Source organism: Actinoplanes subtropicus (assembly GCF_000721705.1).
Classification (GTDB): Bacteria; Actinomycetota; Actinomycetes; order Mycobacteriales; family Micromonosporaceae; genus Actinoplanes; species Actinoplanes subtropicus.
Map to the genome: position 1 here is coordinate 156,261 of NZ_JOJL01000014.1, position 15,612 is coordinate 171,872.

General features: G+C 70.7%; 7 protein-coding genes. 2 read left to right on the forward strand and 5 right to left on the reverse strand.

The window, feature by feature from the left end:
• Positions 1-10 precede the first annotated feature (10 nt).
• From IH26_RS0120795 to IH26_RS0120805, 3 genes are all read right to left on the reverse strand, one after another.
• A complete protein-coding gene (locus IH26_RS0120795) occupies positions 11-4,510 on the reverse strand; it encodes an amino acid adenylation domain-containing protein (RefSeq protein WP_281179760.1) in 4,500 nt (1,499 codons plus the stop codon).
• A complete protein-coding gene (locus tag IH26_RS0120800; RefSeq protein ID WP_084598964.1) occupies positions 4,507-10,761 on the reverse strand; it encodes a non-ribosomal peptide synthetase in 6,255 nt (2,084 codons plus the stop codon). Before IH26_RS0120800 ends, IH26_RS0120795 begins: the two co-directional genes overlap by 4 nt.
• A gap of 141 nt (positions 10,762-10,902) precedes the next feature.
• Complete coding sequence (locus IH26_RS0120805; RefSeq protein ID WP_030437895.1) at positions 10,903-11,946, reverse strand: methyltransferase; 1,044 nt, start codon at positions 11,944-11,946, stop codon at positions 10,903-10,905.
• Positions 11,947-12,184: 238 nt separating this feature from the next.
• Between IH26_RS0120805 and IH26_RS0120810 the strand changes: the two genes are divergently transcribed.
• Positions 12,185-13,180 carry an NAD(P)-dependent oxidoreductase gene (locus IH26_RS0120810; RefSeq protein WP_030437896.1) on the forward strand — a complete coding sequence of 332 codons (996 nt, stop codon included), beginning with the start codon at positions 12,185-12,187 and terminating at the stop codon, positions 13,178-13,180.
• Positions 13,181-13,243: 63 nt separating this feature from the next.
• Positions 13,244-13,939: a response regulator transcription factor gene (locus tag IH26_RS0120815; RefSeq protein WP_030437897.1), complete on the forward strand. Its 696-nt coding sequence runs from the start codon at positions 13,244-13,246 to the stop codon at positions 13,937-13,939.
• A gap of 18 nt (positions 13,940-13,957) precedes the next feature.
• On the opposite strand, the gene vanX is transcribed toward IH26_RS0120815, so the two are convergent.
• Both vanX and IH26_RS0120825 read right to left on the reverse strand, forming a co-directional pair.
• Positions 13,958-14,596 (reverse strand): D-Ala-D-Ala dipeptidase VanX, encoded by a 639-nt coding sequence (vanX, locus tag IH26_RS0120820; RefSeq protein ID WP_030437898.1) that lies wholly within the window; start codon positions 14,594-14,596, stop codon positions 13,958-13,960.
• Complete coding sequence (locus IH26_RS0120825; protein ID WP_063763716.1) at positions 14,593-15,600, reverse strand: D-isomer specific 2-hydroxyacid dehydrogenase family protein; 1,008 nt, start codon at positions 15,598-15,600, stop codon at positions 14,593-14,595. The genes vanX and IH26_RS0120825 overlap by 4 nt, the downstream gene beginning before the upstream one ends.
• Positions 15,601-15,612: the final 12 nt, after the last annotated feature.

Consider the following 15,612-nt stretch of genomic DNA (forward strand, 5'->3'; position numbering starts at 1 on the left):
GAGAAAAGGCTCAGCGGTCGTCGCCGAAGTCGGCCTCGAACTCCTCGATCTCGTCCTGGTCCAGGTCGAGGACAAAGTCGGAGGCGGTATGTCCCCCCGCCGACGGATCGTCCGCCTGAGCGGCCAGTCCGGACAAGGTGTCCAGCCATGCCCGGCCCAGCCGCTCGACGTCCTCCTCGGCCAGCAGGCCGCCCGGCCAGCTCAGTACCAACGTCAGTCGCGGGCCCTCGGCCGCGTCCTCGACCTTTGCCACCGCCTCGAGCGCATGCGGCGAGCCGGGGACCGGACCCGCCGCGCCGTCCACTCCGCCGACGGTCTGCCACATCCGCACACCGGCGGCGTGCCGGCCCCGGTAGGTGAAGCCGATCCGAGCCGCGGGCAACGCCGCCAGCACCGGCCGGGTCTCCCGGTTGAGGAAGCGCAGCATCCCGTATCCGAGCCCATCGCCGGGCACCGCCCGCGACTGCTCCTTGACGACCTTCAGCAGTTCTCCGGCCGCCCGGCCGCCGGCCGGTACGCCGGCCCAGTCGATGGCCGCCAGATCCAGCCGGACCGGGTGCACACTGGTGAACCAGCCCACCGTCCGGGACAGGTCCCACCCGTCGACCGAATGCCGGCCGTGCTCCGCCACGTCGACCAGCACCGGGCCGCCGCCCCGCCACCGCGCCACCGCACCGGCCAGCCCGGCCAGCAGTACCTCGTGCACCTCGCAGAAGAACACCGCCGGCAACCGTTCCACCAGCGCCGACGCCGCCGGCCCCGACATCGTCCAGGACCGCGAACAGGTCTCGCCGCTCGCCGGTCCCGGACCGGCGATCGGCCGGTCCTCGACGCCGGCGATCGCGTGCCAGCCCGCCAGCTCGGCGACCCGCTCCGGGGTGACCGCCCACTCGCCCAGCCGCGCCGCCCATCGGCGGAACGAGACCGGCACCGGGGGCGGAGCCGGTTCCCGCCCCGCCGCCAACGCCTCGCAGGCCGCTCGCACATCCGGCACCAGAACCCGCCACGACTCCTCGTCGACCGCGAGGTGATGCACGGCCATCACCAAGCGGCCCAGCCGGTCCGGCCCCGCATCGACCCACTCCGCTTGCACCACCGTGCCGTCCGCCGGCCGCAACCGCCCCACCGCGGCTCGCACCGCCGCCCGCGCGACGTCATCGACCGCGGCCCGGCCGACCGGCACCCGCCGCACCAGATCGGCCGCGTCCACCGACCCGGGGGCACCCACCACCAGCCGTCCCGGCCGCGCTCGCAGCCGCAACATGTCGTGCCGGTCCACCACGGCCGCCAACCCGGCGCGCAGCACCTCCTCGGTGAGGTCCGCGGGCACGGCGACCACCACCCACTGGGCGAACCCGGCGGCCAGCACTCCGTCGCCCAGCAGCCGGGCCACGGGGGTCCACGGCACGTCGCCGGCCGCGCCGGACGGTGGCTCGTTCCCCGGTTCGACGACCGCCGCGATCCCGGCCGGCGTCCGGTGCTCGAACACCTCGCGCGCGCCGAAGATCAGTCCGTCGCGGCGGGCCCGCGCGGCGAGTCGCATCGAGGTGATCGAGTCTCCGCCCAGCTCGAAGAAGCTGTCCTCCACGCCGACCCGCTCGAGGCCGAGCACCTCGGCGAACAGGCCGCACAACACCCGTTCGGCCGGGGTTGCCGGCTCCCGCTCCGAGACGAGGGCGCCGAAGTCGGGGTCGGGCAACGCCTCCCGGTCCACCTTGCCGTTCACCGTCACCGGCAGCGCGTCGAGCACCAGCACCGCCGCCGGCACCAGGTAGCTCGGCAAGGTCCTCGCCACCTGTTCGCGGAGTCGCACCGGATCCACCCCGGTGCCGGAGACCACATAGCCGATCAGGCGTTCGTCCCGGGCCAGGACCACCGCCTGGTCGACGCCCGGCTGCTCGGTCAGCGCCGTTTCGATCTCGCCCGGCTCCACCCGATAGCCGCGGATCTTGACTTGGTTGTCGGCCCGCCCGGCGAACACCAGCTCGCCGTCGTCGGTCCAGTACGCCACGTCCCCGGTCCGATACATCCGCTCACCCGAGGCGAACGGATCGGCGACGAAGCGCTCGCCGGTCAACGCCGGACTGCCCAGGTACCCACGGGCCAGCCCGGCGCCCGCCAGGTAGAGATCGCCCGCGACGCCCGGCGGCAGCGGACGCAGGAAGACATCGAGTACGTACAGCCGCCGGCCCGGCAGCGGCCGGCCGATCGGCAGCACCGGCCCGATCCGGTCGCCCGGCTCGATCGTCATCCAGGACGCGCACAGCGTCGTCTCGGTCGGGCCGTACGAATGCCAGACGCGTAGCCGCGGGCAGGCCTGGCGTACCCGCTCCAGCGCGCCGATCGGCACCACGTCTCCGCCCGTCGACACGGCGCGGAGCCCGGCGAAGGACTCCGGCGACTCCTGGGCCAGCGCCCGGAACTGACCCGCGGTGAAGTTCACCGCGGTGAGGCCGTCCGCCACATGGGCCGCGAGGCGCGCCGCGTCGACCACGCCCGGCTCGGCGATCATCACCCGCGCGCCCGACAGCAGCGGCACCCACACGTCGAACAACGACGCGTCGAAGGTGTGCGGGGCATGCATCAGCACCGTGTCACCGGGGCTCATCTCCCAGCCCGGATCGCCCGCCAGCGCGGCCACGCCGCCGTGCGGGATCGCCACGCCCTTCGGCGTACCGGTCGATCCGGAGGTGTACATCACGTACGCCAGGTCGGCCGGCCCGATCACGACCGGCGGGACATCACCCGTGTGCGAGCCGGCCTCCTCGACCGCCAGCCACTCGTAGTCCGGCGGTATCGCGGCGGACGCCCCGGCCCGGCCCAGCACCATCGAGACCCCCGAGTCGGCCAGCATGAACGCCACCCGGTCGGGCGGGTAACCGGGATCGACCGGCACGAACGCGGCGCCGGCCCGCCACACCCCGAGCCAGGCGGCCAGCACCTCGGCCGATCGCTCCAGCATCACGGCGACGCGGTCGCCGCGCCGCACGCCCCGGTCGATCAGGGCCCGCGCCAGCCGGCCGGACCACTCGTCGAGCTCCCGGAACGACCAGGACCGCTCCCCGGCCACCATCGCCGTCGCGTCCGGCGCCTTCGCCGCCTGCCGGCGGAACAGCTCGACGGGTGACGATGCGCGCACGGCCTCGCCGGTCCGGTTCCACCGCTCGACCGTCAGCTCACGGTCGGCCGCTCCGACCACGTCCAGGCGGCCGACCGGGGCCTCCGGCTCGGCGATGATGCGCCCCAGGACGCGGGTGAGCGCGTCGAGTGCGTCCTCGGCCACCCGGACGCCGACCATCTCCGGGTGGTACTGCGCCTCGGTCTGAAGGCTCTCGCCGGGGGTGACACCCAGAGCGATCGCGTACGGCGATGCCTGGTGATAATCCCGCAGCGTCAGGCGAAGGCGGCGAGCGCCGCCCGACGCCGCGGCCGGATCGGCGTAGTTCTCGAAGACCAGGATCGTGTCGAAGCTCGCCCCGCCCAGCTTCTGGATCTCCGGCAACCCGAGATGGTGATGCGTGATGAGCGCGGACTGCCGCTGCTGCAACTCCGTCAGCATCCGCAGCACCGGCTGTGCGCCGTCCAGCCGTACGCGGACCGGCACGGTGTTGATGAACAGCCCCGCGCACTCCTCCACGCCGGGCAGCTCGGGTGGACGGCCCGCGACCGTAGCGCCGAAGACCACGTCCGTCCGCCGCGCCAGCCGGCTCAGCACCAACGCCCACGCCCCTTGCACCAAGGTGTTCAGCGTCAGCTCGTGACGGCGGGCGAACCGGACGAGTGCGGAAGTGAACTCCGGCGAATGGCGGATCACGCGCCGGGCCGGCAGTTCCGGCGCCTTCCCGGGCGCTTCGGGAGTGCCCAGCGCCGATCCGTCGGCGCCGGACAGCTCGGCCCGCCATGCCGCCCGGGCGGCCTCCTTGTCCTGCCGGTTCAGCCAGGCCAGATAGTCACGGTAGGAGCCGGCGGGCTTCAGTCCGGTGAGGACACCACCCGCCTCGTAGATGTCGAGGAGATCGGAGCGCAGAATCCCCTGCGACCACCCATCCGTCAGCACATGGTGGCTGGTAGTGATCAGGCAGTGTCTCGCCGGGCCGAGCCGGATCAGCACCAGCCGCAGCAGAGGAGCCTTCGCCAGGTCGAATTTCCGGGCGCGCTCCTTCTCCGCGATCACCTCCACCTCGGCCGACGCGTCGTTCTCGGCCAGATCCGACAGGTCGTACTCGGCCCAGGGGAGCTCGACCCGCCGGGGAATCAGCTGGACGGTTTCACCGGACTTCCGCCGGTGAAAGCACGCGCGGAGAGCCGCGTGCCGGTCGAGGAGGACCTCCCAGGACCGGCGGAACAACGCCGCGTCCAGCGGCCCGTCGATGAACTGCGATTCCTGGATGAGATGGAGGTCGGGAGCCGCGTCGTCGAACGAGCTGTGATAGACCATCCCCTCCTGCGTCGGGGACAGCGGCCAGACTTCCGCAAGCGCCGATGCGGGGGATGTCGCCGAGGTAGTCACGATGTCATGCCTCCACCAAGGTCGGCGGCGATCGCCTCGAAGGCTTCGATTTCGTCCTGCTCCAGATCAAGGAGGTCGAAGTCGGACGTGGTGTGCCCGCCCGCCGAAGGGTCGGCGACCTGAAGGGCGAGTCCGGACAACATCTGCGACCAGGTCCGGCCGAAGCGTTCGATCTCCGTCACGTCGAACCGGTCCGCCGGCCAGCTCAGCATCAGCGTCAGCTCCGGGCCGTCCCGCGTGTCCTGGACGATCGCATTGACCTCCAGCGGGTGGGGCAGGCTCATCGCCGAATCCATCGCGCCGCCGATGGCGCCGATCTGCCGCCACGGCCGCACCGCGCCATCGCGGGCACCAGCGGGGAACCGGCCCAGGTAGTTGAACGCGATCTCCGGCGACGGAAGCGCCGCCAGCATCGGTCCGGTCTCGTCGTTGAGGAAACGCAACAGGCCGAAGCCCAGCCCGTCGCCCGGCACCGCTCGCGACTGCTCCTTCACCGCCTTCAGCAACTTGCCGGCCGCCGGACCACCGGCGAGCACATCCGTCAGATCGATGCCGCCCACCTCCAGGCGCACCGGATGCACGCTGGTGAACCAGCCCACCGTCCGGGACAGATCGGTCCCCGCGATCGGATGCCGGCCATGACCCTCCACATCGACCAGCGCGACATCCACGCCGCGCCACCGCGCCACCGCGGCCGCCAATCCGGCCAGCAGCACCTCGTTGATCCCACAGTGGAAGGCCGAGGTCACCTTCTCGACGAGTACGCCGGTCAGGTCGCGCGCCAGGGCCCACGATCGGCGTTCCGTCCCGGACGCGGCGGCACGGGTGCGGTCGACGTCGCCGAACCATGGTTCCGCCCCGCCGAGAACCTCCATCCACGCCGCCAGTTCCCCCACCCGCTCCGTGGAGACAGCCCACTCGCCCAGCAGTCGCGCCCACCGCCGGAACGAGATGTCGACCGGGTCGAGCGCCGGTTTCCCGCCCGCCGCCACGGCTTCGCAGGCCGTCCGCAGGTCCGGCAGCAGAACACCCCACGACACCGCATCGACCACGAGGTGGTGCGCCACCAGTACGAGCCGGCCGATCCGGCCGGGGCCCGCATCCACCCACACCACCCGGAACACCGCACCGTTCTCCGGGGCCAGCCCGGCGGCCGCCGACCGGGCGACGCGGTCCGCGATCTCGTCCGCCTCCCCGGCACCGGCCGGGACCCGCTCGACCAGCCCCGCCACGTCCACCGAACCGCGCTCGCCCACCACCAACCGCCCCGGCTCCGCCCGCATCCGCAGCACGTCGTGGACATCGATCACGGCCGCCAACCCCGCGACCAACACCTCAGGGACCAGATCCGCGGGCGCGCCCGCCACCACCCACTGCGCGAACCCGGCCCGCACGACGCCGTCGCCCAGCATCCGCATCACCGGCGTCCACCCGACCTGGCCGACACCGTCGGCCGGCGCGGCCTGATCGGATTGCGACCGCCGCGACTCCGCCACCAGCCGGGCAAGCCGCTCCGGCGTCCTCAGCTCGAAGACGTCACGGGCGATGAAGGCCAGCCCGGCCCGCCGAGCCCGCGCGACCAGTTGCATCGACGAAATGGAGTCCCCGCCCACCTCGAAGAAGCTGTCGTCGACGCTCACCCGCTCCAGGCCCAGCACCTCGGCGAACAGATCGCACATCGCCCGCTCGACGTCGGTGCGCGGCTCCCGGACCGCCGGACCGGCCGCAAAATCGGGATCGGGCAGCGCGCTCCGATCGAGCTTCCCGTTCGGGGTGGTGGGCAGCGTTCCGAGCGCCACCACCATCGCGGGCACCAGATGCGGGGGCAACCGCGACGCGAGATCCTCCCGTACCGCCTGCGGGTCGATCTCACCCGGAGACACATAGGCCAGCAGCCGGTCCTCGCGGACGGTCACGGCGGCCCGGGTCACCCCCGGGTAGCCGGTCAGAACCGACTCGACCTCGCCGGGCTCCACCCGAAACCCGCGAACCTTCACCTGGTCATCCGCGCGCCCGGCGAACACCAACTCGCCGCGGTCCGTCCGGTACGCCAGGTCTCCGGTCCGATACATCCGCTCCCCCGAGGCGAACGGATCGGCCACGAACCGCTCAGCCGTCAGCCCCGCCCGGTTCAGGTAGCCCCGGGCCAGCCCGCACCCGGCCACATACAGCTCACCGGTGATCCCGGGGGGCAGCGGCCGCAGGAAAGCGTCGAGCACGTAACAGCGGCTGCCCGCGATCGGCATCCCGATCGGGACCACGTCCCGGCCCGGCGCCAGCGGCGGGCTCATCGTCGCGCACACCGTGGTCTCCGTCGGCCCGTACGCGTTGACCAACCGGCGTCCCGCCGACCAGCGCTCGGCCAGGCTCGGCGGGCAGGACTCCCCCGCCACCACCACGGTCTCCAGCCGCTCCGGCAGCGCATCGGCCGTGGCCAGCACCGTCGGCGGAACGGTCACGTGCGTGACCTCCCACCGCTCCAGCGCCTCGGCCAGCGACACCCGGGGCGGCATGTCCCGCGCGGGTGCCAGCACCAGCGTGGCCCCCGACAGCAGCGCCATCAACATCTCCGAAACCACGGCGTCGAAGCCCAGGGCCGCGAACTGCAGGACCCTCGAGGACTCGGACACACCGAACCGGTCGATCTGCGCCGCCGCCAGATTGCCCAGCCCGGTGTGCGGAACGACGACCCCCTTCGGCGTGCCCGTCGACCCCGAGGTGTAGATCACGTACGCCGCGTCGTCCGGGCCCGCCCACGGCAGCGGCGCGTCGGAGCCGCCGGCGGGATCCACTTCGTCGGCCACGACCAGCCGATCCGCGAATTCGCCCGGCACCGCCGAGCGCGTCGCCCCCACGCAGACCACCGCCACCGGATCGGCGTCGCCGAGAATCCACGCCAGGCGTTCGGCGGGATAGTCGGGGTCCACCGGCACGAAGGCACCCCCGGCCAGCGACACCCCCAGCATCCCGACGACCGACCACGCCCCGCGGCCGACCACCACACCGACCCGGCTCTCCCGCCGCACTTCGCGTGCTCGTAACGCCGCCGCCAACGCCGAGGCCCGGTCCCACAACCCCGCGAACGTGAGTTCGCCGTCGCCGTCGACCACGGCGACATCGTCCGGCCGCTGCCGAACCACCCGATCGACCAACGCGGGCAGGGAGAGCCCCACCACCGGCGCCCCGGCGAAGCCGGGCACCCGGCCCTCGCCCACGCCCGTCCGGCCCACCAGCCCGCAGGGATCGGCGGCCAGCTCGCCGAGAACGCCGGCGAACCACCCCAGGACCGATTCGGCCACTGTCTCCTCGACCTGTCCCGGCCGGTAGATGAGCTGGACCCGGAGGTGGTCGCCCGGCAGGATGCCCAGGGTCAGCGGATAGTGGGTCCCCTCGACCGTGCCGAGATAGGTGAACCGGCCGGCGTGGTCTCGCGGATAGTTCTCGAACACCAGCAGGGTGTCGAACCCGGCGCCCGGGCCGGCCGCCTTCTGAATCTCCGGCAGCCCCAGATGCTGATGCGGCGTCAGATCGGCCCGGCGGCGCTGCAGATCGGCGAGCAGGTCGACGACCTTCTGCCGGCCGTCGAGCGACACCCGGACCGGTACCGTGTTCATCATCAGGCCCGGCATGGACTCCACCCCCGCGAGCTCCGCGGGACGGCAGGCGATCGTGGTGCCGAACACCACCTCGGACCGCCGTGCGAGTCGCGCCAGCACCATCGCCCACGCGCCCTGCATCACCGTGTTCAGCGTCAGCGAGTAACGGCGGGTCAACTCGGTCAGCCGGGCGAGCAGATCCGGCGTCAAGTAAGCGACGCGGTACTCGTAATCCGTCCCGGCGGCCGCCCTGGCGATCGTCGTGGGTTCGTCGAGGCCGGACAGCTCCGCCCGCCAGGCCACCCGGGCCGCCGCCCGGTCCTGCCGGTCCAGCCAGGCCAGGTAGTCGCGATAGGACGCCACCCGCGTCCGATCCGGCAACTCCCCGGCGGCGTATGCCTCCGCCACCTCGTTGAGGATGATCGATACCGACCAGCCGTCGGTCAGGATGTGGTGATGGACGACCAGCAGCCGGTGCCGGCCCTCGCCGTACCGGATCAGCACGAACCGGAACAACGGCGCCCGGGCCAGATCGAACCGCTGCTCCTGTTCCCGTCCGGCCAGGGCCTCGACGGCAGCGTCGATGTCGCCCGCACCGGTCAGATCCACCTCTCGCCACGGCAGCTCGACGTGCCCGGCGACGGCCTGCACCGAGTTGCCGGACGCCAGCCGGTGAAAGCTCACCCGTAATTCGGGATGCCGCGCGAAGACCTCATCCCACGCGGCCCGCAGCCGGGCGACGTCCACCGGCCCGTGCCATTCCAGGATCCACTGGGCCTGGTAGATGTCCGGACCCTCGTCGTCGAGGGTCGACTGGAAGAGCAACCCCTCCTGGAGCGGCGCCGCCGGCCAGACCTCGCGCGCTTCCGGGACGGCGACCGCCAGCTCCGCCTCGTCCTCCGCCGTCATCGTGACCAGCGGCCGGACGAGCGGTTCGCCGGGCGGTACGGCGCGCGCCACGGCGGCCAGCCGGGCGGGAGTCCGCTCGCCGAAGATCTGGGCGGTCGTGACCGACAGGGCGGCCTTCGACGCGCGGGCCGCGAGCCGCATGGCGGTGATCGAGTCGCCGCCCAGCTCGAAGAAGTTCTCGTCGACGCCGACCCGGTCGAGGCCGAGCACCTCGGCGAACAGGCCGCACAGGACGCCCTCCGACTCGGTGCCGGGTTCCCGGCCCGTCGCCTTCGCCACGAAGACGGGCGCCGGCAGCGCCGCGCGATCCACCTTGCCGTTCCCGGTCAGGGGCAGCGCCGCCAGCGGGACCACCACGGCCGGGACCATGTACACCGGCAGCACCGCGGCCAGTCGCTCCCGGATGAGAACAGGATCGGTATCCGCGGCCGCCACCACATAGGCGATCAGGCGCTCATCGACGACCGTCACCAGGGCCTCGCGGACCTCGCGCTGAGCCGTCAACGCGGCCTCGACCTCGCCGGGCTCGATCCGGAACCCGCGGACCTTGACCTGGTCGTCGCCCCGCCCCGCGAAGACCAGCGCACCGTCGTCGCTCCACCGGGCGAGATCCCCGGTACGGTACATCCTCTTGCCGGGTACGGACGGATCGGCGACGAACCGCTCCGCGGTCAGCCCCGCTCGGTCCAGGTAACCGTCCGCCAGACCGGCGCCGGAGAGATAGAGATCTCCCACCACGCCCGGCGCCACGGGCCGCAGCGACGCGTCGAGAACGTACGCGCGGCGGCCCGGCAGCGGACGGCCGATCGGCAGCACCGCGCCCGGTACGTCACCGGGCTCGAGCAGATGCCAGGTAGCGCAGAGGGTTGTCTCCGTCGGGCCGTACAGATGGCGGATGCGCGCCCGGGGACAGGACGCCCGTACGGTCTCCACCGCGCGCAGGGGTACCACATCGCCGCCGGTCAGCACCTCATGGAGACCCGCGAACGACTCGGCGGACTCCTCCGCGACCGCGCGGAAGCTCCCCGCCGTCAGGTGCACCCTCGTCACCCCGGCCGCGACCGCCTCGCGCAGGCGCCGGGCATCCACCGGGCCCGGCTCGGCGATCACCACCCGGGCGCCCGACACCAGCGGCACCCAGATCTCGAACAGGGAAGCGTCGAAGGCGTACGGCGCGTGCATGAGAATCGCGTCGCCGGGCTCGACCGACCAGCCGGGGCTGCCCACCAACTCGGCAACGCTCCGATGCGGGACGGCCACGCCCTTCGGCGTGCCCGTCGATCCGGAGGTGTACATGACGTACGCGAGGTCGCCCGGGCGCGCCGCAACCCGCGGCACGCCGCCGGCGTCTTCGCCGGTGACCACGATCGACTCGATTCCCTCCGGCACGCCGGCGCGCGTCGCGGGCGAGCACACCATCAGGGACGTGCCGGAGTCGGCCACCATGAACGACACCCGCCGCGTGGGGTAGGCGGCGTCCACCGGCACGTACGCCGCCCCTGTCCGCCACACGGCGCAAAGGGTCACCACCAGGTCGGCCGAGCGGTCCATCATGACCGCGACACGGTCGCCCCGGCGGACCCCGCGGCCGGCCAAACGCCGGGACATCCGACCCGCAAGCTCGTCCAGCTGCCGGTACGTCAGAATCCGCTTCCCGTCGACCACGGCCACCGCGTCGGGCCGCTGTTCCACCTGCCGGGCAAGCAGATCGAGGACCGTCGGTGTGGCGTGTGCTGCGGAATTCATCGTGCCCTTCACCACCTCTGGTGCGTCGGCTCGCCGTTCGAATCATGCTGATCGGAGTCGATGTCCACGAGGCAGTCCAAGCGAGCCTTCCGGACACTTGGACTGACCGCCGGCCGGGCGTGTGGTCGCGGATCCGCCTTTCTAGGGCTTGGTACCGGCGACCAGCGCGTGCTCGAACGGCAGATCGCCGACGGCCTCGACCCGCTCGCATCCGGCCCGCCGCAGCCACGCCGCGATCTCCGGCACCGGCCAGGCCATGCCCCGGCCGGTGGCAAGGATGTTCAGGTAGAGCGACAGCCGGGCAGCCAGCGGGCCGCCCCGCTCGTCGTCGGCGGCGCTGAACCCGTACACCGAGATCCTGCCGCCCGACGGCAGCACCTCGAACGCCTTGGTCACCAGCGCCATCGCCTGCTCGGCCGAGACGGTGTCCAGGACGTGGCTGAACAGCACATGGTCGGGGCCGGCCGGGAACGGGTCGGCGAGCATGTCGGACGAGCAGAACTCGACCCGGCCGGTGAGATCGGCCGGAAGGCGGGTCTTGGCCATGTCGATGACGTTCGGGAGGTCGAGCAGCGTGGCGGTGAGGTGCTCGTGGGCACGCAGCAGGTGGGTGCAGTTCGTGCCGGCTCCGGCGCCGACGTCCAGAAGGTGCCGGGTCGCCGCGACGTCGAGGTTGTCCAGCAGGCCGGGCATGGTCTGCAGGGTGAAGGCCGACATGGCCGAGTGGAAGATCTCGGCCAGCTCCGCGTCGTGGGCCAGGCGCTCGTACAGGGTCCCCTCGGTGCCCTCATGGGCGTCGATGCCGCTGTTCGTACCGGCGGTCAGGGCTGTGGTCATCTGGTGGAAGGCGGGGTAGTACAGCGTCTTCCAGCTGCGCAGGATGTGGCGCCAGCTCTCCGGGCCGGTGGCGGCGAGCAGGCGTTCGGCAACCGGGTGGTTGGCGTACGCGCCGGCCGTCTTCGTGGCCAGACCGGAGGCGGTCAGCCCGAGCATGAGCACCCGCAGCTTGTGCGGCTCCATCCCGGTGAACTCGACAAGCTCGGCCGCGGTGGCTGTGCCACGGCCGGAGAGGAAGTCGAACACCCCCAGCTCGACGCCGGTCACCACGGCGTTGAACAACGCCGGGCCATTGACGATCAGCTGAAAACGACGGTATACGTCGTCCGACTCCCTCAACTCATTCATTGATCCGGTCCCTTCCTGCCTATCCGTCATCACGACACGTCAGGTAAGCGAGATCCATCATGCGGAACGGGGCCGGTGTCCACGAGGCGGTCCAAGCGAGCATTTTCGACGCTTGGACAGCCGGATCACGACCCGTTGTCGCCTCTCTCATGGAGGCGAAACATGGGGGCGAAACCTATCGTGTGCATATCGAAAAGCGGATACGCGCGGACAACGTCATCCTCGTTTGACTGGCGACATGAGTTACCGCGAACCAGCACTTCCCCGGTTCCGGCCGCTGGCGTCGTCATGCTCCCCGGCCGTCGCCACGACCGGATTCACGATCTACGGATGCAGTCCCGCGGAGGCCGTTCTCTTCGACGAGCTGGCACCTCGCTTCGGTGTCCTGCCGACCATCACCGCGGCGCCGGTCTCCGCGGCCAATGCCGAGCTGGCACTCGGCAACCGATGCGTCAGCGTCGGCCGTGACGCGCACGTCGCGAAGGGCACGCTTCGCGCACTCCGCCGCGTCGGCGTGCGGTACGTGTCGACCCGGAGCGTCGGCTACGACCACATCGATGTGGGGTACGCGGAAAGCGTCGGCATCACCGTCGGCGATGTCGGCTACTCGCCGGACGGCGTGGCCGATTACACCGTGATGCTGATGCTGATGACCCTGCGTCACGCGAGATCCGTGGTCCGGCGCATGGACGCCCACGACTACCGGCTGAACGACCTCCGCGGACGGGAACTCCGCGATCTGACCGTCGGGGTGATCGGAACCGGAGGTGTCGGCTCGGCCGTCATGGACCGGCTGTGGGGCTTCGGTTGTCTCGTACTGGCTCACGACGACTGTCCGGCTGCCTACGCCCACTACGTGCCGCTCGACGACCTGCTGCGACAGAGCGACATCGTGACGATCCACACCCCGCTCACCCCGGCGACCCGCCATCTGCTCGACGCTCGGCGCATCGCGCAGATGAAGCCGGGCGCGGTCGTCATCAATACCGGGCGCGGCGCGCTCCTCGACACCGAGGCTCTCGTCCTGGCGCTGGACAGCGGCCAATTGGGTGGTGCGGCACTGGACGTTCCCGAATACGAGAGCCCGGTGCTGTCCCGGCTGCGGGAAATGCCGAATGTGCTCATCAGCCCGCGGGTGGCTCACCACACCGATCGCGCGCTGAGTGACACGGTCGAGAACAGTCTCCTCAACTGCGTCGACTTCGAAAGCGGGAGGCACCCTCGACAGGGGTGAGGCTCACCAGCCGCGGCAGGAGAGGCTTTGGGTGGCATTGCGGTGACCCATACTATAGATCCCATGCGTGTGCTGGTCGTCGAGGACGAGGCCTACATGGCGGAAGCCATCCGCGACGGGCTCCGGCTGGAGGCGATCGCGGCCGACATCGCCCGGGACGGCGAGACCGCCCTGACGTTACTGAGCGACAACTCCTACGACATCGCCATCCTGGACCGCGACGTTCCCGGCCCGTCCGGCGACGAGATCGCCGAACGCATCGTCGCCTCCGGCAGCGGCCTGCCCATTCTCATGCTCACCGCCGCCGACCGGCTGGACGACAAGGCCACCGGATTCGAACTCGGCGCCGACGACTACCTCACCAAGCCGTTCGAACTGCGCGAACTCGTCCTCCGGTTGCGGGCGCTCAACCGCAGGCGAGCCCACAACCGGCCCCCCGTGTGGGAGATGGCAGGCCTGCGCCTGGACTCATTCCGCCGCGAGGTGTTCCGCGACGGCCGGTACGTCGCGCTCACCCGGAAACAGTTCGCCGTACTGGAGGTCCTGGTGGCCGCCGAAGGCGGCGTCATCAGCGCCGAGGAGCTGTTGGAACGGGCGTGGGACGGAAATGCCGACCCGTTCACCAACGCGGTTCGCATCACCGTCTCCGCACTGCGAAAACGTCTCGGCGAACCGTGGATCATCGCCACGGTGCCGGGCGTCGGCTACCGCATCGACTTGACGCGCGATGCCGACGGCCCGGGAGACCAAGGTGCCTAGGTGGCGCCCGGCCGCGAGCTATCCTCGCTCTCGCCGCTGATCGACGGGCACCACGATCGGGAAATCAAAATATTCGTCGGGATAGGGCTCGTTCTCCAGCGAGTAGTGCCACCACTCGTAGGGGTACCGGACGAACCCGCTGCTCTCCATGATGGAGCAGATCAATTCGCGGTTCTTCGCCTCGGCCGGCGTGATTCCGGCAGCTCCGTGATGAGAGATCGGATCCATCAGGTCGTGGTCGCCGCCCATCGGGACGAGTTCACCGGTGGCCAGGACGTAGAGGGTCAGGTCGACGGTACTGCCCCTGCTGTGACCCGACTTGGCCGCCACGTACCCTTTGTCGAACATCTCGGGCCGGGTGATGTTCGGATAGTGCCGGAGCTTCGTCCGGCCGTCCTCCGGCTGTTGTGCCCAGCGCAGAAAGCAGTCTACGGCGCGCTGCGGCCGGTAACCGTCCCAGAGAACCAGGCCGAAGCCGAGGGACGCGGCCCTCTTCTGTGCGTCGTCCAGTGCCGAGCACAACGCGGTCGTACCGACGATGCGATTGGACAGGTAGCCGTCGACGGGTTTGCCGGTGAAGTTGTCCCAGGTGGCGTACTTGGCATCCCACCGTATTCCCGGTACCAACTCGTCCACGAAGGCGAATTCATTTTTCATCGGTTCCCCGTTTCGAAGTCGATGCAGTTGACAATACTGTTCTCGACGGTGTCCCGCAGAGCGTGGTCGGTGTAGAAAGCCAGGTGCGGGCTGATGAGCACGTTCGGCATGCCTTGCAGCCGCAGGAGCTCCTTGTTTTCGATCGGCCCGCCGCGGCGGTCGACGTAGAAGATGCCCTCCTCGCCTTCGATGACGTCCAGCGCCGCGCCACCCAGTTGTTCGCTCTCGAGCGCCGCGATGAGCGCCCCGGTGTCGATGAGCGAGCCACGCCCGGTGTTGATGACGTATGCGCCTTTCCGCATGCGGGCGATACTTTGCCGATCAAGGAGGTGGTGCGTTTCGGGGGTCAGCGGGGTGTGCAGTGTGACAATGTCACTCTCCCGCAGCAACTCGTCGAGCGGGACGTAATGGGCGGAGGTCGCCGGGGTGCTGTCGTGGGCGAGCACCAGGCAGCCGAAACCCAGGAGTCGGTCTATCACCGCGGAGCCGATGCGTCCGGTTCCGACGACCCCGACGGTCAGATCTCGCAGTTCTTTCCCCCGTTTGTCGCCCAGCCTGTAGTCATGGGCGTCCGTGCGGCGGATCATGGACTTCACCTGACGGACGGCCATCAGCATGAGCATCAGCGTATAGTCGGCCACGCTGTCCGGCGAGTAGACGACATTACCGACCGTGATACCGAGACTCTGGGCATAGCCCACGTCGATGTGATTGCGGCCGATGCTTCGGGTCGAAATGTACTCGACACCGACTCGACTCAGTGCACGCAGCGTGCCGTCGGTGATGCGAGTCTTATGACCGATGCTGATGCACCGATTTCCCCGCGCCAGCTCGGCGTTGGCCTCCGATGCCGGCGCATCCGTGATCGTCAGGACCACGCCGAAGCGCGGCGCCAGTTCGCGGAACAAGGCGGCCTCGTCCGGGCCGCATCCGTACAGGGTGACTCCTGTCCCCGAGACGACCGGGTGGCACGACGAGGGCAGGTCTCGGGTTCGTACGGTCATCTTTTCAAGTAG